General features: G+C 52.1%; 20 protein-coding genes and 3 pseudogenes. 5 read left to right on the top strand and 18 right to left on the bottom strand.

The window, feature by feature from the left end; all coding sequences use genetic code 11:
• Positions 1 to 115: 115 nt before the first annotated feature.
• Positions 116 to 850 (bottom strand): metallophosphoesterase, encoded by a 735-nt coding sequence (locus IEW70_RS04470; RefSeq protein ID WP_188646742.1) that lies wholly within the window; start codon positions 848 to 850, stop codon positions 116 to 118.
• 285 nt (positions 851 to 1,135) lie between these two features.
• On the opposite strand from IEW70_RS04470, the gene IEW70_RS04465 reads away from it, so the two are divergent.
• Positions 1,136 to 1,810: an SGNH/GDSL hydrolase family protein gene (locus IEW70_RS04465; protein WP_188646741.1), complete on the top strand. Its 675-nt coding sequence runs from the start codon at positions 1,136 to 1,138 to the stop codon at positions 1,808 to 1,810.
• A gap of 37 nt (positions 1,811 to 1,847) precedes the next feature.
• Here IEW70_RS04465 and IEW70_RS04460 read toward each other — a convergent pair whose 3' ends face one another.
• Positions 1,848 to 5,162: a vitamin B12-dependent ribonucleotide reductase gene (locus tag IEW70_RS04460; protein WP_188646740.1), complete on the bottom strand. Its 3,315-nt coding sequence runs from the start codon at positions 5,160 to 5,162 to the stop codon at positions 1,848 to 1,850.
• 328 nt (positions 5,163 to 5,490) lie between these two features.
• Here IEW70_RS04460 and dat point away from each other — a divergent pair, with 328 nt between their 5' ends.
• Positions 5,491 to 6,315: a D-amino-acid transaminase gene (dat, locus tag IEW70_RS04455; RefSeq protein WP_188646739.1), complete on the top strand. Its 825-nt coding sequence runs from the start codon at positions 5,491 to 5,493 to the stop codon at positions 6,313 to 6,315.
• A 61-nt stretch (positions 6,316 to 6,376) separates the two neighbouring features.
• Here the strand turns inward: dat and IEW70_RS04450 are convergent, their stop codons facing one another.
• The 10 genes and pseudogenes from IEW70_RS04450 to IEW70_RS18405 all read right to left on the bottom strand — a co-directional run bounded on the left by IEW70_RS04450 (position 6,377) and on the right by IEW70_RS18405 (position 18,748).
• Positions 6,377 to 8,119 (bottom strand): serine/threonine-protein kinase, encoded by a 1,743-nt coding sequence (locus tag IEW70_RS04450; protein WP_188646738.1) that lies wholly within the window; start codon positions 8,117 to 8,119, stop codon positions 6,377 to 6,379.
• A gap of 102 nt (positions 8,120 to 8,221) precedes the next feature.
• Complete coding sequence (locus IEW70_RS04445) at positions 8,222 to 9,481, bottom strand: ribonuclease H-like domain-containing protein (RefSeq protein WP_188646737.1); 1,260 nt, start codon at positions 9,479 to 9,481, stop codon at positions 8,222 to 8,224.
• 91 nt (positions 9,482 to 9,572) lie between these two features.
• The gene (locus tag IEW70_RS04440) at positions 9,573 to 10,580 is read right to left on the bottom strand and encodes a hypothetical protein (protein ID WP_188646736.1); all 1,008 of its coding nucleotides are present in this window, start codon (positions 10,578 to 10,580) and stop codon (positions 9,573 to 9,575) included.
• 117 nt (positions 10,581 to 10,697) lie between these two features.
• Positions 10,698 to 11,345, bottom strand: a complete 648-nt coding sequence (locus IEW70_RS04435; RefSeq protein WP_188646735.1) for a serine/threonine-protein kinase — start codon at positions 11,343 to 11,345, stop codon at positions 10,698 to 10,700.
• A 147-nt stretch (positions 11,346 to 11,492) separates the two neighbouring features.
• Positions 11,493 to 12,229 (bottom strand): annotated as a pseudogene (locus IEW70_RS04430) (SDR family oxidoreductase).
• Between the two features lie 12 nt (positions 12,230 to 12,241).
• A complete protein-coding gene (locus IEW70_RS04425) occupies positions 12,242 to 14,500 on the bottom strand; it encodes a DEAD/DEAH box helicase (RefSeq protein ID WP_229751825.1) in 2,259 nt (752 codons plus the stop codon).
• Between the two features lie 132 nt (positions 14,501 to 14,632).
• Positions 14,633 to 15,880, bottom strand: coding sequence for a glutamate-5-semialdehyde dehydrogenase (locus IEW70_RS04420; RefSeq protein WP_188647053.1), 1,248 nt, complete (start codon positions 15,878 to 15,880; stop codon positions 14,633 to 14,635).
• A 37-nt stretch (positions 15,881 to 15,917) separates the two neighbouring features.
• Positions 15,918 to 17,039: a glutamate 5-kinase gene (gene proB / locus IEW70_RS04415; protein WP_188646734.1), complete on the bottom strand. Its 1,122-nt coding sequence runs from the start codon at positions 17,037 to 17,039 to the stop codon at positions 15,918 to 15,920.
• A gap of 681 nt (positions 17,040 to 17,720) precedes the next feature.
• Positions 17,721 to 18,185 carry a GNAT family N-acetyltransferase gene (locus tag IEW70_RS04410; RefSeq protein WP_188646733.1) on the bottom strand — a complete coding sequence of 155 codons (465 nt, stop codon included), beginning with the start codon at positions 18,183 to 18,185 and terminating at the stop codon, positions 17,721 to 17,723.
• A 95-nt stretch (positions 18,186 to 18,280) separates the two neighbouring features.
• Positions 18,281 to 18,748 (bottom strand): phosphotransferase, encoded by a 468-nt coding sequence (locus IEW70_RS18405; RefSeq protein ID WP_373285919.1) that lies wholly within the window; start codon positions 18,746 to 18,748, stop codon positions 18,281 to 18,283.
• 339 nt (positions 18,749 to 19,087) lie between these two features.
• Between IEW70_RS18405 and IEW70_RS04400 the strand changes: the two genes are divergently transcribed.
• A complete protein-coding gene (locus IEW70_RS04400) occupies positions 19,088 to 19,414 on the top strand; it encodes a YnfA family protein (protein ID WP_188646731.1) in 327 nt (108 codons plus the stop codon).
• 196 nt (positions 19,415 to 19,610) lie between these two features.
• On the opposite strand, the gene IEW70_RS04395 is transcribed toward IEW70_RS04400, so the two are convergent.
• Complete coding sequence (locus IEW70_RS04395; protein WP_188646730.1) at positions 19,611 to 20,129, bottom strand: hypothetical protein; 519 nt, start codon at positions 20,127 to 20,129, stop codon at positions 19,611 to 19,613.
• Positions 20,130 to 20,474: 345 nt separating this feature from the next.
• On the opposite strand from IEW70_RS04395, the pseudogene IEW70_RS18400 reads away from it, so the two are divergent.
• Positions 20,475 to 20,585 (top strand): annotated as a pseudogene (locus IEW70_RS18400) (VOC family protein); the annotation flags it as partial.
• 96 nt (positions 20,586 to 20,681) lie between these two features.
• On the opposite strand, the gene IEW70_RS17770 reads toward IEW70_RS18400, so the two are convergent.
• The 4 genes and pseudogenes from IEW70_RS17770 to IEW70_RS04375 all read right to left on the bottom strand — a co-directional run bounded on the left by IEW70_RS17770 (position 20,682) and on the right by IEW70_RS04375 (position 23,942).
• Positions 20,682 to 21,347 (bottom strand): RNA-guided endonuclease InsQ/TnpB family protein, encoded by a 666-nt coding sequence (locus IEW70_RS17770; RefSeq protein WP_229751848.1) that lies wholly within the window; start codon positions 21,345 to 21,347, stop codon positions 20,682 to 20,684.
• 332 nt (positions 21,348 to 21,679) lie between these two features.
• Positions 21,680 to 21,796, bottom strand: a pseudogene (locus IEW70_RS18070) (helix-turn-helix domain-containing protein); the annotation flags it as partial.
• A gap of 224 nt (positions 21,797 to 22,020) precedes the next feature.
• Positions 22,021 to 22,857: an octanoyltransferase LipM gene (gene lipM / locus IEW70_RS04380; RefSeq protein ID WP_188646728.1), complete on the bottom strand. Its 837-nt coding sequence runs from the start codon at positions 22,855 to 22,857 to the stop codon at positions 22,021 to 22,023.
• A 113-nt stretch (positions 22,858 to 22,970) separates the two neighbouring features.
• Positions 22,971 to 23,942, bottom strand: a complete 972-nt coding sequence (locus tag IEW70_RS04375; RefSeq protein ID WP_188646727.1) for an NAD-dependent epimerase/dehydratase family protein — start codon at positions 23,940 to 23,942, stop codon at positions 22,971 to 22,973.
• A 137-nt stretch (positions 23,943 to 24,079) separates the two neighbouring features.
• Here IEW70_RS04375 and IEW70_RS04370 point away from each other — a divergent pair, with 137 nt between their 5' ends.
• The gene (locus IEW70_RS04370; RefSeq protein WP_188646726.1) at positions 24,080 to 24,862 is read left to right on the top strand and encodes an N-acetylmuramoyl-L-alanine amidase; all 783 of its coding nucleotides are present in this window, start codon (positions 24,080 to 24,082) and stop codon (positions 24,860 to 24,862) included.
• On the opposite strand, the gene IEW70_RS04365 is transcribed toward IEW70_RS04370, so the two are convergent.
• Positions 24,848 to 25,510 (bottom strand): transposase (locus IEW70_RS04365; RefSeq protein ID WP_188646725.1); only part of this gene is annotated, 663 nt, incomplete at its 5' end. The two genes, IEW70_RS04370 and IEW70_RS04365, sit on opposite strands and share 15 nt — an antisense overlap.

The following is a 25,510-nucleotide window of genomic DNA, read 5'->3' as shown; positions in this document are numbered from 1 at the left end:
ATCTTCGGGTCGACAATGTCCGCAATGAAAGGAAAATCCTAAAAAACTCCCCATCAATTTGATGGGGAGTTGGATTAGACGAGGACATTCAAACGACTTGCTGGACAGCCAACGATCATCCCATATGCACTTTCACCGGCCGGAAATCCACATAATCACAGGCCACCAACTGCAAATAGACCCCTTCATACTCCCCGTTGATCGCTTCTTTCTGAGCTCGTCCATGCAGGTGGCCATAAACGCAGGTGGTTACGTTAAACTCCTGAAGAAGCTCCAGGTAGGCAGAAGTGGGGATGCTTTTGGTCGCAGGAGGATAGTGAAGCATGACGATACGCTCTTTTTCGGGATGATCCTTGGCCGCTGCCTCCAGGGCCATACGCAGCCGTCCGGCCTGTCGTTCGTAGATTTTTCGGTCTTTTTCTTCGTCCCACAGCCGGTCACCGGGCAAGGTCCAACCCCGTGTACCTGCTACCACTTTGTCTTCCACAAGGGTATAGTCCGCATCGATCCACTCCATTCCCTCCGGAAGGGCTTCCCGCACTTTTTTCTTACTTTGAGCGTAGTACTCGTGATTTCCAGGCGACAGTACCTTTCGTCCCGGCAACTGATGAATCCAGCCAAAATCGTTCTTTGCCTGATCCAAGCGCAACGCCCAGCTGATATCTCCCGGGATGAGCACGGTGTCATCCTCGGTTACGGTTTCCAACCATGCATCCCGGACCCGTTCATAATGCCGATCCCACCCGAAGATATCCATCGGCTTTACGATATCTTCTTCGGGGTTCACTTGAAACAGATCCACCGGTTTATTAAAGGACAAATGCAAATCCGCAAGTGCATAAATGCTCAAAGCATTCCACTTCCTTTGTCGGTCTTCCGCTGCTAAGCTGAACTCTCATTATATCAGATTGTAGATCTTTCCGAACGCAAAGAGTTCGCCGTTGCCCGAGATCCCGATCATGCCGAATTTCAGCTTCCTCAAAATGAGGTAGCCTTTTCGCTCGCTTTTCATTTGATCACTTGGTTTCCAGTTTGTCCGCCCGCTCGTCTCCTCAACCCGTTCCTCTGGGTGCCAAAAACGGATAGCTGCCCTTCCCGTATACCACACTCCATCATATACTAGGATATCCTGGTTGTGAAAGAGCGAAGACCCATGTCCTCACCTTTTCTGTATGTGGCGCTGGGCGACTCGATTACCGAAGGGTATTCAGTTCCCAGAAAATATGGATACGCTCCCATGTTCACTTCGCTGCTCCAAGGCACAGGACACCAAGTGACTCTTCGAAACTTTGGCATCAAGGGGATGACCAGCTCCCACTTACTAACGCAGCTATATGTACCCATGGTGCAGCAATCCCTGCAACAGGCAAATCTCACCACCGTTTGTATCGGCGGCAACGATCTGCTTTACGCTTATGTCCAGTATGTGTTCTACAGGAACACTCTCATCTATTCCCGAGTGGTTAACCAGTTTACCGTTAACTTGAACCGTATCTACAGCATCGTCCGTCAACACACTCTTGCCCCGATCTACGCGATAAACCTGTATAATCCCTTTCCTAACTCGCGTTCCGCATCCCACTGGATTCCCGTGCTGAACCAGGCCATCGCGCGAACTTCCGAACGATGGGAAATCCCTGTTGTAGACATCTACCATCGCTTTAAAGGATTGGAACACCGCTTGATCTACGGGTACCGACGAGGCGTGTTGAGCGACTTGCGTCTGTTGGGAATCAAGCCGATTCATCCCAATTTTTTGGGACATCGGGTGATTACAGAAGCGCTGTGGGAAGTAATCCGGCGGTCATGACAAAACCCGCACCTTGGATAAGGTGCGGGTTGTGGTATCAAGAGCAGCCGGTAGTGGCTCCGCAGTCGAGGCAGACGTAGCACGATCCGTTTCGTTTCGTCATCCCGCCGCAGTCAATGCAGAGGGGCGCACCGCTGGAGGAGCGAATCGCATCCAGATTATCTTGGGTGCTTTCCGAGCCCTCCGTAGACCCGGTCACTTCCTGATAACCTTGTTTTACTTCAGAAGAAGCGTGGGTCGGGGAAGCTTCCGGTTCTGCTTCTTCCACCATTTTCTTTTTCCACTGGTTCACGTGGCAGCGAAGTTCTTCCTTCTTGGGCGGCACTTGGACAAAATCGGTCCGGCCGAGGTACTCCATCCCCAGCAACCGGAAGACGTAGTCGATCACCGAAGTGGCCATTTTGATGTTGGGATGGTTCACCGTACCGGCGGGTTCAAAACGAGTGAAGGTCATCGAGTTGACGTATTTCTCCAAGGGCACCCCGTGTTGCAGACCCAAGGAGACCGCTACGGCAAAGGCATCCAACATCCCGCGCATAGTGCTTCCTGCTTTGTGCATATCGATGAAGATTTCACCTAAGCTACCGTCGGCATATTCGCCCGTCCGAACGAAGATCTTCTGTCCGGCCACCCGTGCTTCCTGGGTAATGCCGTCCCGTTTCCGCGGCAGACGGCGGCGGACGCTGGGCACATGACCCGGTGCATACACTTCCTTCAACTTGGAAGCGGCGGCGAAGGATTCCGCGGTCGCCAGCTGTTGCTCAATGGAAGTCGTCTCTTCTTTTTCTTCCTTGTCATCCCCGCGGGAATTCAGGGGCTGAGAGCTCTTGGACCCGTCGCGGTAGAGCGCCACGGCTTTCAGACCCAATTTCCAGCCTTCGTAGTATGCGTGTTGAATATCTTCTACGCTGGAGCTTTCCGGCATGTTGATCGTTTTGGAAATGGCCCCGCTCAAGAACGGCTGGGCAGCCGCCATCATGCGCAGATGACCCATGTATTGGATAAACCGTTTGCCGTACTTGCCGTTCGGGTTGGCGGTATCAAAGACCGCATAATGCTCCTCTTTCAGATGCGGAGCTCCTTCGATGGTCATCCGGCCGCAGATGACATCGTTAGCGGCATCGATCTGCCCTTTGGTGAAGCCCAACGTGCGCAACAGGTTGAAGTCCGGTGCCGAATATTGCTCTTCGCTGATACCGAGACGATCCATGCATTCCGGTCCCAACGTCCAGGCGTTAAAAGCGAAGGGCAGTTCGAAAACGGTGGGCAGCACTTTTTCGACTTTCTCCAGATCTTCGTCGGTAAACCCTTTTTCCTTCAGAGTGTCCCGGTTGATGTGCGGAGAGCCTTCCAAACTGAGGGTACCGGTCACATAGGTTAGGATATCCTGGATTTCTTCCTCGTTGTAGCCCAGGTTTTTGAGAGCCGGACGGATCGACTGGTTGGCAATCTTGAAGTAACCGCCGCCTGCCAGCTTTTTGAATTTGACCAGGGCAAAGTCCGGTTCAACCCCGGTGGTGTCACAATCCATCAACAGACCGATGGTGCCCGTCGGTGCAAGCAACGTGGTTTGCGCATTGCGGTAGCCGTGTTTTTCACCTAACTCCAGTGCTTCATCCCAGCTTTGTCGTGCGGCTTCCAACAGCTCCGGCGGGCAATGGGTCGGATGAATGCCCATCGGTTTCACGGTCAGCCCTTCATACTCTTCTTCCGGCGCATTGTATGCGGCGCGGCGATGGTTGCGGATTACGCGCAGCATGTGCTCCCGGTTGATGGGGTAAGCCTTGAAGGGACCCAGTTCTTTCGCCATTTCCGCGGAGGTGGCATAAGCTGTCCCTGTCATAATGGCGGTGACGGCCCCGGTGATGGCCAAGGCTTCCTCGGAATCGTACGGAATGCCGGACACCATCAGCACTGTGCCGATATTGGCGTAACCCAGGCCCAGCGTGCGATATTCATAAGAAAGCTGAGCGATTTCCCGGGATGGGTACTGTGCCATCAACACGGAGATTTCCAGCACGATCGTCCACAAACGGGTAGCATGCTTCAAGGCCGGAATATCGAACCGGCAGTTGTCGATATCGTAGAACTTGATCAAGTTCAGGGATGCCAGGTTGCATGCTGTATTGTCCAGGAACATGTACTCGGAACACGGATTGGATGCGTTGATCCGGTTGTGGCGGGCGCCGTATTGGCCGTCCATCCCCGCCGGACAGGTATGCCATTCGTTGATGGTTCCGTCGTATTGAACACCGGGATCGGCACATTCCCAGGCCGCTTCCCCGATTTGTTTCCACAGCTCTTTGGCTCGGACGGTCTTGGCTACTTTACCGTCGGTACGGCGGATCAGATCCCAGCCTCCATCCTCATTGAGCGCTTGGAAAAACTCATGAGGCGCCCGGACGGAGTTGTTGGAGTTCTGACCGGAAATCGTCTCATACGCTTCCCCGTTGAAGGACGGATCGTATCCGGCTTCGATCAGGGCCCGCACTTTTTTCTCTTCTTGGGATTTCCAGTTGATGAACTCTTCCACATCCGGGTGATCCAGATCGAGACAAACCATCTTGGCTGCACGGCGGGTGGTTCCGCCCGACTTGATAGCACCCGCAGCCCGGTCGCCGATCTTCAGGAAGGAGAGCAACCCGGAAGAAGTGCCCCCGCCGGACAGGGGTTCCCCTTTTCCACGGATGTTGGAGAAGTTGGTCCCGGTGCCGCTTCCGTATTTGAAGAGGCGGGCTTCCCGCACCCACAGATCCATGATGCCGCCTTCGTTCACCAAGTCGTCTTCCACCGACTGGATGAAACAAGCGTGAGGCTGGGGACGGCTGTAGGCATCTTCCCCTTTTTTCAGCTCTTCCGTTTCCGGGTCCACATAATAGTGGCCCTGCGGTTTGCCTTTGATCCCGTATGCATAGGCCAACCCGGTGTTGAACCACTGCGGGGAGTTGGGAGCCGCCATCTGGTGCAGCATCATATAGACCAATTCATCATAGAAAGCTTGAGCATCTTCTTCGGAGTCAAAGTAACCGTTTTGTTCTCCCCATACCCGCCAGCAGCCGGCCAAGCGGTGAATTACCTGTTTGGCGCTCCGCTCCGGACCGGTGACAGGGTTGCCGTCTTCATCCACGATCGGGTTGCCCGCTTCGTCGTACTGAGGCACTCCCGCCTTCCGGAAGTACTTGGAGATCATGATATCAGCAGCCACTTGAGACCAATGTTTGGGAACTTCGGCTCCTTTCATCTCAAAAACGACCGAACCATCGGGATTGGTAATCCGACAATCCCTTTTCTCATATTCCACTGATGCAAAGGGATCTTCTCCGGCACGGGTAAAATAACGCTGAATTCTCAACCCTCTTTCCCCCTTTTATCCTTTCAGAAATCGTGTTGCGATCTCATTTCTTGTTCGTATGAATCTGGATGTGCAATCGCAATATGTAGGACCCTGTCCATTATATCACTACTATATATAGATGAAAATCTGAATTTCCCTGTTATCGGGCGGAGAAATTAGCGTTGGATTGACTGCCCCCGCCTAAAAAGAAATTTTGACCTTTTTTCCGGTTTGCTTTTCCAACCCTGCCTCCGTTTCCAGTGATTTTTTTCTGAAAAGGTTGTCAATCAGCGAAGGATCAGGCACACTTATGCTAACCCATCTTACAGGAGGTAGTATTTACAACATGATTTTATGGCATGATACCTTGATTGCAAGAGAACGCGCCCAAGTGGACATTGAAGATCGCGGCTACCAATTCGGCGATGGTATTTATGAAGTCATCCGGGTGTATGGAGGGAAGATTTTCTGCCTGAGTGAACACCTGGATCGTTTTGAACGGAGTGCACGGGAAATCAAGCTCGACCTTCCCTACTCTTTAGAGCGGCTGGGAAGCCTATTGGAAGACTTGGTTCGCCAGAACCAGCTGACGGATGGTACCGTCTATTTGCAAGCCAGCCGCGGCGCCGCCCCGCGCAACCATCCCTTCCCGGAAAAAGCCGTTCCGGTGATCGTCGCTTATACCAAGGAAGCACCGCGGCCGATGAGCTACCTGCAAGACGGAATCCATACCATCACCCAGGAAGACATCCGCTGGCTCCGCTGTGACATCAAGAGCCTCAACCTGCTGGGAGCCGTCCTGGCCAAACAGGCCGCCGTGGAGCGGGGATGTCAGGAATCCATATTGCATCGGGATGGACGGGTGACAGAAGGCAGCTCCACAAATGTCTTCATCGTCAAGGACGGAGAACTTCGCACCCATCCGGCCAACAACCTTATTCTGCACGGCATTACGCGGGCAGTCGTACTGGAGTTGGCACAGGAACTGGCGATCCCGGTGAAAGAAACTCCCTTCTTCGTGGAGGAGCTGTTCCGGGCGGACGAGATCTTCGTCACCAGCACCACGATGGAAATCGCCCCGGTAGTTTCTATCGACGGCAGAAAAACAGGCAGCGGTCATCCGGGACCGGTTACCCGCCGACTCCAGGAAGCCTTTGAAAAGCGAATTTAAAAAAGCGCGCCGAACCATCATATCACAGAAAAACCCTGCCGCAAACGGGCAGGGTTTTCCATTACTCTTTCAACTCCAAATCTGATTCGCTCGTCAGATAGATCGAGCGAAGAGAAACAGGCCTCTCATACTCGTAAACCAGTTGACCGGTATTGGAGCCTTGCTTAACATTCACTTCCAGTTGCCTCGGCTTTTTGACAAGAGTTACCTTAGCCGGTAGATCTCCTTGCCAATCTCCGTACAAAAACGTGGTAGCCAATCGTTCCACCTGATAGCCCAGCCGATGCAGTTCCAGCTTGCCATCCTCGGACCAGAGCAGGCGGTACCGACTGCCGTCGGTGCTTTCCATTTCCAGTTGCAACGGATCCCCTTCATACTCTTTGCTTCGTTGGAAAGAGAATTTCTCAGGCACACGGATGTACGCTTTTTGCTTCGCTTGGAATTTCCCATCCGTTAGTACGGCAGACCCTGCTGTTAATTCAAAGGGCTCATGCCCCCTCCATTGTGCCAGAGAGGAACGGTGATCCGTAATCTGTTCCGCACCGGGGTGCAGCACTAGCGTCCCTTTTGCTCCCTGAAAGGTCACCCGATAAGTGGAATCCATCGGTACTTCTCCCGTAGCAATCCACTTTTCCCCGGTTCCTTTGTCCGTGATCGCCACTCGGAACGGGTTCTGGGGAACATAGTAGATTTCCATCCGGTAGGTTTTCCCTGGTTTCAGTCGGAATGCGTCCCCGGAGTCTGCCAGGGAGAAGGTTTCCCCGTTGGTTTTTTGAAAAAGCCGTACCTGTCCCTCGTCATCGATATGTAATCCGAAAGAAGCCGAGATATTCTCTGAAGCAAGCGTCACTGTAAACGGCTGTTGATGTTGCTGTGAAAACTCCCCGTACACATGGGTCGCTCCCTGAAAGGCGAAGGGGAGGGACTGCATGTTCCTTCCTTCATTTTCAAAAGAAATTCGGGAGACTTCCTTTTTCCAGCCCGCTTTTCCATTCGGTTTTTGTACAGCAATCTCTTCTCCCGCAGGGGCGTCTCCGAGAGCCATCACTTGATATCCGAAAAAGACCCCGATAAGCAAGAGTAGGGCGATTCCCAATCCCAGCCGGAGACGTTTGGCAGGTTTGGCAACAGTTTTTCGACTCGACGAGGGGAGGCGAACTTGCTCTGCCTGTTGGAGAACGGCTGACATGCTCTTTTTGGGATCCATGCATTGGGACAGCAAGGATTTCAACGGGGCCGGAATCTCCTGCAAATGCGGATCATCCTCGAGCTTTGCAAGGGGGGCTTCCAGCCGGATGCCCGTCAGCAGGAAATACAACAGCAAGCGCCACTGTTGATCCTGTCCTTGGAATTTCTCGAAAGATACGAATAATAAATAAGGACGCTCCCCTTCCATGATGATATTGCGCGGATCCATCGTGGAATGAAGGGGCAGAGGCAGACGGGAAAGCCGAATCATCGTACGAAGGAGTTTGCGGTAAATGTTCAAAGCCTGAACGGGATTCAGGTGATTCTCCCTATTCACCAGCAGGGAAAGGGGCTCCGCCGACACGGTAGGGTGCACCAATACCACCCGGTCCTCCTCTTCGATAACATCCAACACAGGCACCATCTGGACGTTTTCCAGATTGGCTAGGATCTCCGTGGAGCCCGGGGGTAACGAACGGGTCTTCTTCATTTCCTGCAGATAGACTTGGTTGCCTTCCTTCGACCGGGCTAAGATGAGTTGGCCATTGAAAAAGGAGATCACATCTTCTACTTGAAACCACTCATAATACCGACGAGAGTGTTTTGCCTCAGCCATGCCAATGCCTCCCATGCCATTGCAGAAATACGGGCCATTCATTTATGGCTATTATGGCATAATATCTCGTTTTTCGACAATCAAAAACCAAAAAAGAGAGAGTCAAAAAAGCCGACCCTCTCGTTTGCGTCGCAACCGTTCCGCGCGGTACTGCAATTCCTCCAGCTGTGTTTCCAACTGAGGCGAAGGGACCAACCGCTTTCGTCTCCGAATCAAGTCGATCGCCTCCTCCGTGCAAACCAGCGCCTTTTCTACTTGCAACGCTTTATGCTCATAGTATTTGGCCAGTTCCACATAGGGCTGAATGTTCCAACGATCCTCCCGCCGCCAGCTTTCCCATAAGCCGACTGCTTCCTCCCACGATTGCCGCTTTTTCAACCATAAGGTCAGCTCGCTGTAGGCTTGGCGCCGGACCCAGATGGAGGCATCCGCATCTCCCAGAACCGATTGAATCCAGGCTGTGCCGCGTTTTAGGTCCCCGCGCTCCAACCACCACTTCCCTGCCGCCAGCTTCTCCTCGGGATGCTCCATCGGGATTTCGCCGGCCAGCACCTGCTGCAGATGGGTAAACAAATGAACTAGGGTAAGTACATCCTGCTCATTGTGACGGACGACCCCTTCGATCGGTTCCGGCTGCCGGGTGTGAACATACTCCACATACATCTGGGGAGCCAAAAAACCTGGAACATCATCAACCCGTTCAATCCCGAGACAAGCCGATTCCACCGTTTGCAATCGGCAGGAAGGCAAAAGCGTCCGCCATAACCGGCGTACGGGATACAACAAATCGCAATGAAGGTGATGTTCCGTCCAGGGCAGCCGATTCATTTGAAAACGGGCTTTCAGCTGATTCCAATCAAACCCTTTTCCGTTATACGTGACGATTCCGGAGAAAGATTGCGCCTGCAGCCAAAAATCTCTCAACATCGGAACTTCCCTGCTGGCATCCGGCAGCAGATAATGCTCCAATACGAAACCATCTTCATGGAAATATCCCGCACCGATCAAAAAGATCAAGTTACCCGCTCCTGTGCCCAGACCAGTGGTTTCCGTGTCGAAAAAAAGCAGCTCCTCCCGCTTTCCAGTTGCTGCTGCATCCCTTTCCTGTTTTTCCTTTGGCCACATAAACGGGGCGATCGAATCCAAATCGCCCAAAACATACTTCCCCCGTCCATGGGTCAGCGGAAAGGTTTGCCGCCGATACAGGTACCGCTTCTCCCCTTCTCCCCGCCAAGCAAATCCTTTCGGAGGCAGTGGACTGTTGTCCCTGATCTGCCCTTTGTTTTGCGCCTCCGATTCACCGGGGGATTTCCCGGAACGGGAGCCGTGATGCATGCGCAATCGATCACGCAAGGTCCGCATCGCCAACCCTCCGAACAATGGTTCTCCCCCTTATTGTAGCAGATCGATGGATGGAAAGGAAAAACCGGCCCCTTAAGGGACCGGCAGATCATTAGGATGATGGATTAATCAGTTCTAAACCTGCAGGGCTTTTAATAGATAAGTCACGAAATGCCAACGGTTCATCATGCTGATAGGTGAGTGTAGCTATTCGATCTCCCTGCTTGAGCTGGACACGGAGTCGATTGTTTTCCGTACTGACTTTCAGATCGGCATCCTTCTCCGGATCCCATTCCCAGCCCAAGGATTTTGTCGCAAGGACTTTTTCCCCATCGCTTGCGTCCACGAGCTTCAAGTTGCTGTCTTTATCCCAAAGCACTTGGAAGCGTGTACCGTCAACGCTTTCCAATTCACCCTGGAAGGGTTGACCGAGATAGTTTTCACTGCGGCGAAACCCAAGATGAAAAACACTGGTTCCACTCACTTTGACCAAGGTGTCTTGAGGCAGCACCAATCGGCTTCCCTCTATGGTGCCTTCACCGTATACGAGGTTCCAGGGATAATGGTTCATCCAGTCCAGCTTGGCTTGATCTACTCGGACCGGAGTTACTTGATCCTTTTGATAGATGGTTCCTTTCATCCCCTCGATCTCCGCCTGGTAGGTTTCACCCTCCATGGCAACGGTCCCGGCAGCCACCCAGCGTTTGCCGGATTCGGGATCGGTGACAGCCACCCTCAGCGGTTCATCCGGAATGTGCAACAGTTGCACCCGGTATTTTTGGTTGGGTTTCAAGGAGAAAGAAGCGTCAGATTGCTTTACCACGTGCTCGATACCTTCTCCCGATTGGTACAGCTGCAGGCGGCCTTCTTTGTCGGAACGCAAACCGAAAGCAAAGGAAGTGTCTGGTGCGGAGAGCTGAATGTGAAAAGGCTGTAACTCCTTCTGCACCAGTTCCCCTTCCACTCGGGCAGGACCCTTCACCTGATGATGCAAAGCCACAGCAGTCGGCTTCCCTTGGTTAAAGGCAATCCGTTGCGGTCCATGATAGGGAGTTTCCTGTCCGGCAAGGGGATTGTCACCGTCCAAGAGTCCGCTGTAAGCCACCGTATAACCGATCAATGTCCCTACCACCAAGGTAGATGCGGCTACACCCGCCGGCTTGGCCCAATCGCGCTGAGGACGGGCCGGTTTGGCGGAACGCTTGGGTATCGGCGTTTGTTTCAGGACTTCGTCCGTTCAGCGCAAAATCTCCTCTGGCGTATATTGATTCTCCACCAATTCCAGCGCCAATTCGCGAATCGGCGCCGGTACCCGCCGGAGTGGCTTGGACAGCTTTTGATGACGGTATTTTACATCGTTGGGATGCTGACCTGCCAACAAATAATAGAGAAGGGCATTGCGCTGGTCGCGCTTGGGCTGGGGCGTGTACCGCTTCAACCCGCAAAACAGGACGAAGGGCTGATCCCCAGACATCAGAATGTTGCGCGGATCCAGGACGGTCCATACCGGCATGGGCAGCCGGTTTAAGTCAATCATGGTTCGTATCAGCTTGCGATAGACGTTCAAGGCTTTAAATGGCTCCATCGGATTCTGCTTGTTGACGATCAATGGCAGGGGCTCCCCGGTAAACATAGGGTGGACCAACACGACAACCCCTTTTTCCATGATCACATCCAGCACCGATAACATGTGAGGGTGCTGGATGTTGTACAGCAGCTCCTTAGAGCCCGGAGGCAACGGCCGGATCAGTTTGATTTCCTGAAGCAGCACCCTGGCCCCATCCGTTGAACGCGCTTGAATCAGTTGTCCTGTAAAAAAGGTTAAAACGTCTTCTACCTCAAACCGTTCATAATAGCGTACGGTTTGGTTTTTTTGACGTATCATGCTGCGCTCCCTCCAAGATATTCGGGGCTTGGCCCGTGACATGGTACTTTCTGTTAAGATGCGTACCTTGACACAGGATGGTACTATTATCCTAGATTTCCCCCTGATAAAAATCAAGATTTTTCGACAAACCGAACAAAAAAAGATTTACCCTTGTTTATTGGTCGGGCGTACGATCACTTCGTTCACATTCACGTTTTCCGGCTGTGTCACTGCATAGGCCACCGCACGGGCAATGTCCTCCGGCTCGAGGAATTTCAACTCCTGCTGGGCAAACATCTCTTTCACTTCCTGGTCGGTTATATGCTGGGTCAACTCTGTCGCTACCGCACCAGGGGAAATGTTGGTCACCCGAACGCCGGATTTGGCCAGTTCCTTTTCGATCCCCATGGACAACGCCCGAACCGCATACTTGGTGGCACAATAGACCGACGCTGACGGAAATACCTCGTGACCCGCCACAGAAGATACATTGACGATGTGCCCTTCTCCTCGTTTCAACATCCCGGGAAGCACTGCGTGGACGCCGTACAGAACCCCTTTGATATTCACGTCCACCATCCGCTCCCATTCCTCTATGTGATCGTTTTTCAAAAAGGAAAGGAGCATGACGCCGGCATTGTTGACCAGGATATCGACAGCGCCGCATTCCGCTTCGGCCCGCTGAACCAACTGCTCTACATCTTCCCGTCGGGTGACGTCTGTCTTTACTTGCAAAACCTTGCCACCGCTGCGATTTTCTCAGCCACTTCCTGCAGCCGTTCGGTCCTGCGGGCGGCCAGTACCACATGAGCCCCTTCTTTGGCCAGCGTGATCGCCGTCGCTTCCCCGATGCCGCTGCTCGCCCCTGTTACAATCGCCGTTTGCCCTTGCAATTTTGCCATGTTTCATCCTCCTTATCGAGGTTGTGGCTGCATCATCATTTCCAGTAATGCGAGGGTCAGCCGTTTGCCCTTGCCTCCGGTTTCTTCCGCCGGGCCCACACAGGAGGGGCACCCGTCTTCACAGGGACATCCCTCCACATGAGAATGCGCTGTGGTAAGCAATTCATAATGCAGATCAAACAACTTTTCACTTAATCCCACACCGCCGGGATATTTGTCATACAGAAACACCGTCGGCTTCTTGGAGTGAACTGCTTTTACCTGCGCAGCCACGCCCAGATCTCTCGGATCGCACATCAAGTAGAGAGGAGCAAGATGGGAGAGGACGTTGCTAACCCCGACCAGTCCCGACTGCAACTCCTCCCGGCTGAAATCCTGAACATCGGGATGCTCCAACGTAAGCCAGTATGCTGTGGTGTGCATCTCTTCTTCGGGAAGGTGAACAGGGCCGGAACCGATATTTTCATGAGTGCCGAATTTGATCTTTTTAAACAACGTGACCAACGCGTTGACTGTTACTTCTCCCATGCTGCGGGCGTGGCCGTCCTCCCGCTGTTCCCGTTCAATGTCCAGCACCCTCAGCTGAACCGCCAGGTTGGCATCCGTGTAATAATCCACGTTGACCTGCCGGACATAGGCCTTTTTTTCCTCGTAATCCAGCTTCTCTACTTGATATTGAACCCCTTCATGCAGATAGATCGCTTCTTCGTGAATCAGGGTGGGAGCGCTGAATCGGTCCACTTCTCCCAGCACCCGGTGATTTCCTGTTTGGCTGATATCGATGATGACGAAGTTTTCCTGGGCGGCGGATCGCAAGCTGATCTCCTTGGCGGGAAAAGACTGGTCCATCCAGTACCACCGATCACCCACCCGATGCAAAATCCGTTCCTCTGCCAAAAAGTCCAAAATTTCGCCGGTGGTGGCCACCCCGAACTCTTCCCCTTCTTCAAAGGGAAGCTCGTACGCCGCGCACTTGATATGGTTGACCAGAATCACCAGGTTGTCCGGTTGCACCAGAGCATGTTCCGGTGTTTGCTTCAAAAAATACTCCGGATGTTCAATCACATATTGGTCCAACGGATTACTGGATGCGATCAACACCGTCAGCGACTTCCCCTGCCGCCGTCCGGCACGTCCCGCTTGCTGCCAAGTGCTGGCGATGCTGCCGGGATACCCGCAGATCACGCATGCTTCCAACTGGCCGATGTCGATTCCCAGTTCGAGGGCGTTGGTGCTGACCACGCCCCGGATCGAGCCATCCCGCAACCCTTTTTCAATCTCCCTTCGCTGCGTCGGCAGATATCCGCCCCGATAGCCCCGGACTCCTTGGGGCAAAACATCTTGCAGATAGGTGAGCAGCACTTCCACCCGCACGCGGCTCCGGGCAAAAACGATTGTTTGGATATCGTTTTTGATCAACTCCTCCGCCAGTTTACGGGCTTCCAATACACTGCTGCGACGAATCCCCAGCGCCGGATTGACGACGGGAGGATTATAAAATACAAAGTGCTTCTCATCAGCGGGCGCTCCGTTGTTGTCCACCAGCGTCATCGACACGCCGGTCAGCTTTTCAGCAAATTCCTTCGCGTTAGCAATCGTGGCCGAGGAACAAATAAATTGGGGATCGGATCCGTAATGACGGCAGATCCTGCGTAAGCGGCGCAACACATTGGCAAAGTGGCTGCCGAATACCCCGCGATAGGCATGCAGCTCGTCGATCACGATATACCTCAGGTTTTCAAAGAGTTTCACCCATTTGGTGTGGTGAGGGAGAATCGCCTGATGCAACATGTCCGGATTGGTCACCACGATGTGCCCTGCACGCCGAATCGCCTGGCGAGCCGATGCCGGCGTGTCCCCGTCGTAAGTGTGAGCCTTGATATCATGCCCCAACTCCTCCACCCAACGATGGATTTCTGTCAGCTGATCATAAGCCAATGCCTTGGTCGGAAATATGTATAATGCCCGGGTGGACGGATCCTCCATCACGGTGTGCAGCACCGGCAAATTGTAGCACAAGGTCTTACCGGAAGCGGTTGGCGTAACCGTTACCACGCTGTCTCCCGCCAGCACCGATTCCACCGCCGTCCCTTGATGGGTGTAGAGCTGTTCAATCCCCCGTGACTGCAATACCCGGACTAAGTCGGGGTGCAGCTGATCCGGATAGGGAGTATAACGGGCTGGACGCGCCGGAATCACTTCCCATCGGGTGACGTGTTTGCGAAAATCCACCCGATTCTTCATCTGGTCGATCAACATCTGGATATTCATGATTCTCCCTCCCCTCCTATGTGATGGTATCGAACGGGCGGGTGAGATGCAACCGCAAAGAATCACCCGCCCTTTTAGTTAAAGGAGATTTCACTGGGAAAGTTTCATATACAACCCGTAAGGAAAGCCGGTTCACCCCCGAACCTGGCCAGTGCCCAACACCCGGTACTTATAGGAGGTTAGCTCTTTGAGCCCCATGGGGCCGCGAGCATGAAGCTTCTGGGTACTGATCCCGATCTCGGCGCCGAATCCAAACTGGGAGCCGTCGGTAAATCGAGTGGAAGCATTGTGATAGACAGCAGCGGCATCCACCCCCTGCAGAAACACTCGAGCCGTCTCTGCGTTGTCGGTTACAATCGCCTCCGAATGGCGGGTTCCGTATCGATCGATATGTTCCATCGCCTCTTCCAGGGAGTCCACCACATTTACCGCCAAAATCAGATCCAGGTATTCACGCCTCCAATCTTCTTCCGATGCAGGCAACACGTGATCAGCCAGCGCCCTGGTCCGGTCGCATCCACGGAGTTCCACTCCATTTTCCTGCAAGCGGGCAGCCAAACTGGATAAATGCTGTTTTGCCCATTCCCGATGCACCAGTAGTGTCTCCACTGCGTTGCACACCGCCGGACGATCCGTCTTTCCGTTGATTACAATGTGTTCCGCCATGGAAGGATCCGCTTCCGCGTCTACATAAATGTGGCAGTTCCCCACACCGGTCTCCAGCACCGGGACAGTGGATTCACGGACGACTCGTTCGATCAAGCCGGCCCCGCCCCGCGGGATGATCACGTCAATCCACCCGTTGAGTGTCATCATTTCCCGTACGGCTTCCCGATCCAAGTCTTCTACCAATTGCACACCGTCCACCGGGACATCCGTCGTTTCCAGGGCTTGATGCAACACTTCCACCAGCATACGGTTGGAGTAAAAAGCGGAGGAGCTGCCCCGCAGCACAACGGCATTGCCGGTTTTCAGCGCCAAACCCGCCGCATCCACCGTCACGTTGGGGCGAGCCTCATAAATCATGCCGATGACACCCAGCGGAACACGCACCTTTTCAATACGCAGGCCGTTTTCCCGCTCCACCGTCTCCATCACTTCACCGACGGGGTCCGGAAGGTGGATCAATTCTTCCAGCCCCTGGGCCATCCCTTCCAACCGCTCCTCAGTCAACCGAAGCCGATCCATCAATGCCGTAGATAAACCCGCTTCTTCTCCACGTCGGAGATCCTCTTCATTTGCCGTGAGTATCGCCTCCCGGCGATTTCGGAGAGCTTGGGCCATGGCACGCAAACCGGCGTTTTTTTGTGCCTCCGTCAACAGAGCGAGCCGTTTGGATGCTGCCCGTGCTTGTTCTGCCTTCTGCCGTACACCCGACACCTTTGTCTTTACCAATGGGATCTCTCTCCTTTCAGGTTTACGCATAGTTAAGTGAAAACAACGTGACCCAGTCATCCCGGTGAATCACTTCATCCGGCACATGAGGATCGATTTGATGCACCGCTTCCGTCTGCCACCCTTTTACCCTTTGTAACAGATCGGCTCCATAGCGGGTAAGCCCGCGCCCGATCGAACGGCCTTGAGGATCTAACACTTCCACCACCGATCCCGGTTCAAATTCCCCGCTTACCCGGGTAATCCCGCAAGGCAACAAACTTCCCCCCGCTTCCAGCAGTGCCTGGGCTGCCCCCTTGTCCACTTGGATCATGCCCTTCGGCAGAGAGTGGGCGGCGATCCAATGCTCTTTCCGGCTGATTCGGTGAGAAGCGGAGGCGATATAGGTACCGCTCCCTTCTCCCGCCACAGCCTTCTCCATCCAATCTTCCGACTCGACCGCCGTTCCGATATACACTCGGGTTCCGGCAGCGGATGCTCTTCGTGCCGCCAACAGTTTGGAACGCATCCCCCCGCTTCCCAGAGCGGATTTGCTGTCGTCCAAACGGGACAAGAGATGATCATCCACTTCGGTCAAGCGGTGAATTTTCTCTGCGGCGGGGTTTTCCCACGGATTTTCCGTGTACAGACCGTCCGTATTGGTCACCAGCAGCAGCCATTCCGATTGCAACAGACCGGCTACCAACGAAGCCAAAAAATCATTGTCCCCCCAGCGGATTTCATCCACAGAGATGGAGTCGTTCTCATTGATGATCGGGATACTTCCTCTTTCCAACAAAAATCCCAGTGTATTCAACGCATTCCTATACCGCATCCGATGGTCGAAGTCTCCCCGGGTCAACAGCACTTGAGCACACGAGTGACCCAATCTTGCAAATGCTTCGCGGTAGCGCTGAATTAACATTCCCTGCCCTACCGCTGCCGCCGCCTGCTTCCCCGCAAGAGTGCGGGGCCTTTGCTTCATCCCCAACTCGTGAAATCCTGCAGCGATGGCTCCGGAAGAAACCAACACTACACCCATACCCGCCTGTTTCAGCCGGGAAACGGCTGCCGCATGATGCTGCAGTTTCCCCTCGTCCAGGCGCCCCCGGTCGTCCGTCAGGGATGATGTTCCGATTTTCACCACCACGGTTGTTTGCTTCACTGCCGACGCCTCCGTTTTTAAAAAATAAAAAAGCCCTCCTTCGTAAGGACGAAAGAGCGCTGTTCTTCCGCGGTACCACCTTGATTGGCACAAATTGTGCCCGCTTTGCCAGCCGTACGGCTGCTCCCTGTAACGGCGGGAAACCGATTCCGGCTTGCTCACCGGCCGCATCGGAAGGTGGGTTCAGGTCATGTCTTCCGGCAAAGCCTCTCAGCCTGCGGGCTTTGCTCTCTGCTGCGGGATCCATGCCTTACTGGCCTTCGTCATTGCGTTTCCACGTTAAATTCCTCTTTAATTTTGACATTATGTACCGAATCGGAAAATATGTCAACTAGAATTTATGGATACCACACCAAACTCCCGCCCGTTTCATAGGCTGTAGGAAAACTCCCGGCAAAGGAGGCATCTCGATGCTGTCCTGTTGTTTCCCAGTACCTTGGATGATCGGCTACCCATGGTATCTCTATCCCCACAATCCGATCCACATCCCATTTCCCCGTATCCCTCACGATCCCAGCCCTTACAACCCCTTTCATCCCATTCATCCCATTCATCCCATTCGACCTTATCCCCCCAGCCGTTACAGGTTGCCAATATTCCCATAGCAAACCTGGCCCTCATTTCCCAGATGAACTTTATCAAAAAACGTCGGAGACGGAGGTCTCCGACGTTTGTCAGGATTCAAAGTTTCTTTTCAAATTGGATGGCGTTAAAGTTTTGACCGGGCCAACGGGTCACCCCGATTTCTTTGTACCCCATTTTTCGATACAGCTTCGGCAGCCAGGGATGCTCTTTGGCCGTGTCCAAGTATATTTTTTTCCGTCCCCGCTTTTTGGCACGCTCCTCGGCATAATCCAACAACATCTTGCCAAGGCCGCGACCGGACACTTCAGGGGCGATGCTAAACCAACCCAGGGTATCTTTTTCATCGTTGTTTTTTTGTAGACGAACCGTTCCTTTCACTTGGTCATCCTCATCCACCAACAGATATATTTCATCGCTGACGATGCTCTCTTCCACAGCTTGCAGCGAAACATCCGTCGCTTCCATATTGAAACCCTGCTCTTTGATTGGGCGATACGCCCGGTGCAATTGGTGTCGAACCGCTTGTGCATCGGAAAGTTCAGCTTGGCGAATCGTCCACATCGTTCAGCCCTCCTCTTGATATTCCACCTCACAGAGAAGGTGTTTTTCACCGGGGAATTATATACCCCAGGAGGAGGGTTGAAAACCGGTAATGACTACCTGACACGTTTTTGTGATATTCCTATTAACAAAGGAACAAGCTCTTCGACCCGTCCCCCTTCTTCTAACCGGTGCAACAACTGTCTTTGGACCTGTGTGTGAAACTTTTCGTATTTCAATTTCCAGTTTTGTATATGAACCTCCCTTGGAGAAGGAATAGGAATTCGATGCAAGGAGGACAGGAACAAAGCTAGCTCCTGAGCGCAATTTCTAGAATCTTCTGGTATTGATCGAGGGTTTAAAGCTAGACCACTCAGTTTTGGATAAGCAGCGAAAGAGGGAGTGGCTTGAAGATAGATCCACCGATAACGAGGAACAGGCACAGGAAGTCGATACGACCATTCGGATAAAAAACGGTTCTCTTTTTCTAACTGGCTTAACCCCTCTTGCCGACGCGGAAACCGAAAAATCCAATTCCGATTAACTTCCAAGACGAAAAAATCCCACCCATCTTGGATGGCCATGACATTCCGTACCCTCAATTCGGCAATATGCTCTTCAATCGCTTGAATGTATCGGTTGATCTCCATTGTCCTCATCATCTCCGAGTTGGTCAGAGCTCACCATTTAATTCTTTTTACGTTGTAATCATCCCTTTTTTGTTGAAGTGCCTATACAAAAAATGTTTTTATTTAAGGCAAGGAGATCTTTCAAGAGGACCGAATTCTTTTTGGAAACGGAACTTTGACGCTTTTTTCTGATTGATTGCCCAAATTACCAACCATTCCTAGTTGAATAATTGAAGTACCAACTCTCATCATTGTAGGAAATTTACTCGGTATGGATAAAGGAGGATTCACTTCATGAGCCGAGCCATCATCTTATTTCTGATCGCGGGACTCGCTGAAATCGGCGGAGGATATCTCATTTGGCTGTGGTTGCGGGAAGGGAAATCGGCTTGGATCGGAGGGATCGGCGGCATTGCATTGGCGTTATATGGTGTGATTGCGACCTTACAGACATTCCCATCCTTTGGCCGGGTGTATGCAGCGTATGGAGGGGTGTTCATCATACTTTCGATTCTCTGGGGTTGGGGAATCGACCAAAAGACTCCGGACCGTTACGACTGGATAGGAGCCAGCATCTGTCTAATCGGGGTGGCCGTGATGTTATGGGCCCCCCGAAATTAAATGACTAAGAATCACTAAGGAACCATTTTTTCTTAGCTTGAGGCGATGTGGTTCTACCCCTAATTCCAGGCTCAAAGCTCATTTCTTGAGCAGATGGCGAAAAAATCGACGTTCGCTACCTCTGGGCCTAATATGAAAATGTCAGTGCAAGTGCATAAACCTACCGTTTTTTATGCAACCGGCGAAGAGGTTATGCCTAGTTCTCGAACTGTAAGAACTCGCTTGGGTTGTTTCTGATATACTTACCAATCCTCTTTAAAATTGCAGGAGAGATTTCATGGAAAATCGTATGGAGTGGGCTTACGGATGCAAGAAGCTCCAAATCATTGTCAAGGTCCTTATAAGAAACGTCGAACCTTCCAAAACTACTCGGGTGGTTCCGCGCTTTAAGAATCCCTTCCATCTCCTCAAGTAGCCGCAACATGGCATCGGCCCTAAAATATCGTAATCCGACTTTGATTTCTAACCATGCTTTTGGTTGCGCCAGATAATAGGCACTCCACCAATAAAACTCAGCCAGAGATTTACTTGCGTGATTATAAAACACATAGAACATGAACAACGCTTGTTGTCCTGTTGTCAGTTGCTTATAAACCTGTGTCTTCACCGTGTTGTTTTTTCCACGAATCTTAGGGATTATTGGCTCAAAACATGCCCCTCCGAGCGCTTTATCTTCCAGCGAATCGAACACCTGTCTTCTCATTTTTACCAACAAAGGTATAATCACTCCTTTCCAAGAATTATACAGTATTCGGGGTTACCACCAGCAATCTAAAAAATGCTACTCAAATGAATCTCTCTCAGACCTTCAGATTTTCGTTTTCTCGCGTGAAGGTGTGGTATCATAACTCAAAATCAAATCCCTATTGTATGGTGTGACTGCTTACGCTAGCTTTGGTGTTGACCGGTTGTTTGGACAAAGTCGAACCACATGACCCCTTGGCGGATAAACCAAAGAAGGAGTGCCCAAAAGGGATCTACGGAACATGGATGAAGGGAAATGTTTCATCTGTTGGCCAAAAGCTTGCATAATGAGCTACAGTAAAAGGAGTGTGTTTTAGTGGAAAATCAAAAAATAACTACCTTCTTGATGTTCACTGGACAAGCCGAGGAAGCTATGAATTTTTACACCTCTTTATTTGATGAAGCTGAAGTGACTTGCTCCGCACGGCTAAAGCACCCCAGGGGCACTTCCTTCGGGCGCCGTGGGCTTCTCGCTTCATTTGGCGTGGCAACCCACATCCATCCACGAAGGCTTCGTCCAAGCCTAGAAAAGGTTTAGTTCTAATTGCCCGTATCTCGGTTCAGGAACGTATCCAATCGCTTTATGTAGGATATTTCTTGCGGCATTGACATCTCTGTCTACCACATATCCGCATGAGCAACGATGGGTACGTTCTTTTAATGTCTTCTTTACGATCCGACCGCACTCCGAGCAAACTTGCGACGTGTTGCGAGGATCAACTGCTATCAATTGCTTACCGGCCCACTCTGCCTTGTAAGCTGTGAATTGAACCAGCATCCTCCAACCTGCGTCTACAATGCTCTTGGCAAGATGGTGATTTTTCACCATCCCCCGAATGTTTAAGTCTTCAAAGGCGATCCAATCGTAGTGGTCCACCAAATATCGGCTGATTTTGTGAGCGGCGTCTTTTCTCTGATTGGCTATGTATTCATGGCATTTGGCTAACATCAGGGCTGCTTTTCTCCAACGATTGGATCCCATCTTTCTGCGGGAAACCATCCGTTGAAGCCATTTCAACTTTCTTTCCGTTTTACGAAGATACTTGGGGTGGTCGAAATACTCCTCATCAGAGGTAACAGCAAGATGTTTGACCCCCAAATCCACTCCCACTCGCTTATCGGTACTTGCAGGCTTCGCTTCCACCTCGCACGAGAAACAAGCGTAGTACTTACCGTTTTTCCTCCTGATGGTGCAAGTTTTGCCCTTCCTTCGATCTGTCTATGTAGCTTAACGCGAACATTGCCGATCTTAGATAGCTTGAGAAACTTTCCTTCGATCTTGAACCCGAGTTGAGGATAGGTGAAGCTATCGTATCGATTCTTACCTTGAAAGCGAGGGTATCCCGGCTTTACTCCGTGTTGCACACGACGGAAAAACGCTTGAAATGCTTTGTCCAACCGCTTGGCTACGTCTTGAAGAACCTGGGAATGGATCTCTTTGAACTCCGGGATCTCCTTCTTGAGTTTGGGGAGTTCGATTGCTTGCTTGTGATAGGTTAACGTGATATCACGTCTTTTGTAGGCAAACTTTCGTTGTTCAAGCATGGAGTTGTAGAGCCAGCGACACATGCCCAGTGTCCATTCGATCTTCTCGATCTGCTCTTTCTTTGGTTCCAGCTTGAATTTGTAGGTTCTCATCATCGTGATCACCTCCTCATTGTACGTTTTTTTGCACAATTATATTATACGGGATTCCACCCGAACGGCAGTATTTTCAAATTGATCAAAAGGGCATTGGAACAATGTCGGACTTGTAAGAGGGCTGAAACCCTCTCACAAGTCCGACGCTCGCTTTCATCCCAACCCTAAAGGGCTGGGTTTTCCCGCTCGCTCCTTCATAAGAGGAGCCTTGTCCACTTTTTTTACCTCCGGAAGTTCCATTCGTCCGTACTGTACCGGTTCTCTTTCAACTGCTGCACCAACTCTTCTTCATAGGGAGTCAAGCTACCGGGGATCAGGCGGATCTGCATCCCTTCCTCAAACCCGGCGGTAAAAGCTTCCGTTGCCTCTTCGATGGTGACGGGTCTGTCCCGCAATTGATTGATCGCCACTGCTTTTTTCAGGAACCCTTGTTTCATCCGTTCTTTCACCCGCTCCGAAGGAAAGCGGAGAACATCAAAGAGAAGGCCTACATCCATGTCCAGCAAAATGGAACCATGTTGCAAAATAACACCCTTTTGTCGGGTTTGTGCACTGCCGGCTACTTTCCGTCCTTCCACCACCAACTCATAATTGGAAGGGGAGTCGAAACAAGCTGCCGATCCCAAGGAGGCATACCGCGCTTTTTCTTCTTCCGTTTCCAACGGGACCATTTCCGCCGCCAGCTGCAGCCGCCGAAAGCCGTGCAGCAACCCCGTGCTGATAACCCGATATGATTGCGTCACAGTGGTCGGCATATCCGGATAATCTTCGCTTACCACCACACTGTAGGTGAGCTCTTGATCATGTAAGACAGCCCGACCTCCCGTCGGCCGACGGACAAAACCAAGTCCGTGCTCCTGAAGGCGTTCCATATCTACTTCTTTATTTGCCTTTTGGAAGTACCCGATGGACAGCGTAGCCGGGTTCCATCCATAAAAACGGATGGTGGGGGGCACCTTCCCTTCGCTGTGAGCCGTCACAATCGCTTCATCGATGGCCATGTTCTCGGCGCCGTCCCGTATCCCTGTATTCAACAAACGCCATTTTGTTGTATGCATTGTGGTCACTTCCTTTGTTCTGTACTGATCACAGCAACCTTGTCCATTTTACCCCTTGTGCCGTTTTTGGAAAACCCTTGGCATGACCTTGGCGTTTGTCAAATATCGCCCCTTCACTTCTTCAATGGATTCCGTTTCACCCAGTCCGCCAGCTTACAGGCGGTCTTTTCCAGAGGGGTGATCGTATATCCCAGCTCACGTACTGCTTTATCTGAACGGTAATGGATGTCCCGACCGGCCAATTTCCCCAGATCCCAGGCCAGAGCCGGTTCTTTTCCCGTCATCCTCCCAATTCCTTCCGACAGGAAAGATGCCGTCAGTGCCCAAGGCCGCTTCAACACGTTGATCTCCTCTTTCACACCCCCGGCTTGTGCCAGCATGCGGAAAACCCGGGCAAAAGTCGTATTGGTGCCGCCCAATATGTACCGCTCACCTATCCGCCCCTTTAAGGCCGCCAGCAGATGCCCTCGAGCCACATCTTCCACATCGCAAATATTGATACCGCCCTCCGGTGCGATGCGCAGCTTCCCTTTCACAACAGCTGCTGCAAACTGTGGGGTATAAGCACGGATTCCAATGATGACGCTGGGATTGACCACGATGGCGGGCAACCCCTTCTCTGCGTATTTCAATACCGCTTCCTCGCCCTGCCGTTTAGCCATGGCGTATCCCACGTCGAGCCGATCCCCGTTGAAAGGATAGGACTCGTCCGCCACTTCTCCTTTGGCCGGGAATCCGACAGCGGCAGCCGAACTGGTGTGGATAAACCGTTGGACTCCTGCCCGCATCGCTTCCTCCGCCATGTTTCGGGCACCATCCACATTGATGCGAAACATCCGTTCCCGCAAGTGACGTCCCCACGTCACATCCCCCGCGACATGGAAAACCCAGTCCATCCCGTCACAAGACCCCTGAAGGGATTCCGGATCGGTTACATCCCCCACTCGGGTTTGAATGCCTTCCGGCAAGTCAACCAACCGAGATTGCTTCCGATGGAGCAAAGTTACCTCATGCCCCTCCTCGTGGAGCAGATGGATCAGATTGCGGCCAACAAAGCCCGTTCCCCCCGTTACCAATACACGCATGATATCCCCTCCCCATGCAAGGTTCGACTGTCCTCAGTATACAACAGCCACCCCTTTCAGGCGGCTAATACAAATGGGCGCCCCATTCTATCACTCTCCCATTTGGACAATCATAGTCTGTTAGTGAGGTGATAGAAATGGCTTTGGTTGTGATCGACCCTGGACATGGCGGCAGTGACGCCGGTGCTGTCAACGGAAGTTACAAAGAAAAAAACTTTACGCTGGATATCGGCCTTCGCGTACGGGATTATTTGCTCACCCGCTATCAGGTGAACATGGTGATGACCTGCACATCGGATACCTATCCCACCCTGTCTGAACGGGTAGCCCTGGCAAACTCCAAGAATGCCGACTACTTCTGTTCCATCCACATTAACGCCGGCGGCGGTACTGGATGGGAGAGTTATATCTATGACGGAAGCGTTTCCCAAAAGACCGTCAATTGCCGGGAAACAATCCACAATCATGTAATGAGTGTCATCGGTCCCAAATACGGGGTCAAAAATCGCGGGAAAAAACGAGCCAACTTTTATGTGCTTCGGGAGACCAACATGCCCGCTGTGTTATTGGAGAATTTGTTTATTGATTCCGCGGACCTGAAATTACTGACCAACTCTGGATTTATTCAAGACCTCTCCAATGCCATTGGCGAGGGGATTGCCAAAGCTCTCGACCTTCCGGCAAAAACCTTGTACAAAGTGATTGCCGGTTCCTATAAAGAGGAGGCAAACGCAAAAGATCTTCAGAAATATCTCAAGTCCAAAGGCATCGACTCCATCATTTGGACCGTCCACATCGATGGAACCGTCTATTATCGGGTTCAAGCCGGTGCGTTCCAATCTCTCGATTACGCCCAACAACGGTTGGAAGAACTGAAACGGGCCGGCATACCCGATGCCTACATCTTAAAAACCGATTAACAAAAAAAGAAATCCGTTGTTTACGGATTTCGAGGTTAATGACAAAGCCCTGCGCCGAAAGGCGACAGGGCTTTGTTTGTTCCAGAAACAGAGAAAAATAAACGTGTATAAGGGAGATCGCGGCCCGTTTTCAGGTCCCCTGCTCCTCTTGGAGAGGAGCAGGGCCATTTTCTTGATGTTTTGGGCACACGCGGTTAGGAGGCATTGCTCTGTAACCTTGGCAAGCCCCCTCATGCGTGCGTATCGGAGACCATGGAGCTCTTTGGCATCAGCAAAACTTCGCTCGATGGTCTCCTTTCTTCGTTTGTAGAGTGCTTTCCCTTGGTCGCTCAAGCGGTTGGTTCGCACCCACTCTTTGGCGTCCTCCCACACATGGCGGGTGACGGTTTTGACGCAGTTCTTGCTGGTCGTACATTGTGACCGCAGTGGACACGCTTGGCAGACAGATGGATCTGACTTGTATTCCCGAAACCCTTGCCGGTTGGTGGTGCGGTAGGAAAGTTCGTGACCAGCGGGACAGATGTACACATCTTTCTTCTCATCATATTTATATTGCCATTTGTGAAAGAGTGCTTTGTTCGGCCGGAAGCGGCGGTGGGCAATGACGGCAAAGATCCCACGCTGTTTAAGGCCATGACAAATCGGCGC

The organism is Marinithermofilum abyssi (assembly GCF_014641195.1).
Taxonomy (GTDB): domain Bacteria; phylum Bacillota; class Bacilli; order Thermoactinomycetales; family DSM-45169; genus Marinithermofilum; species Marinithermofilum abyssi.
Note: the sequence above shows the minus strand (reverse complement) of the source record. Positions and strands in the feature narration are given on the sequence as shown.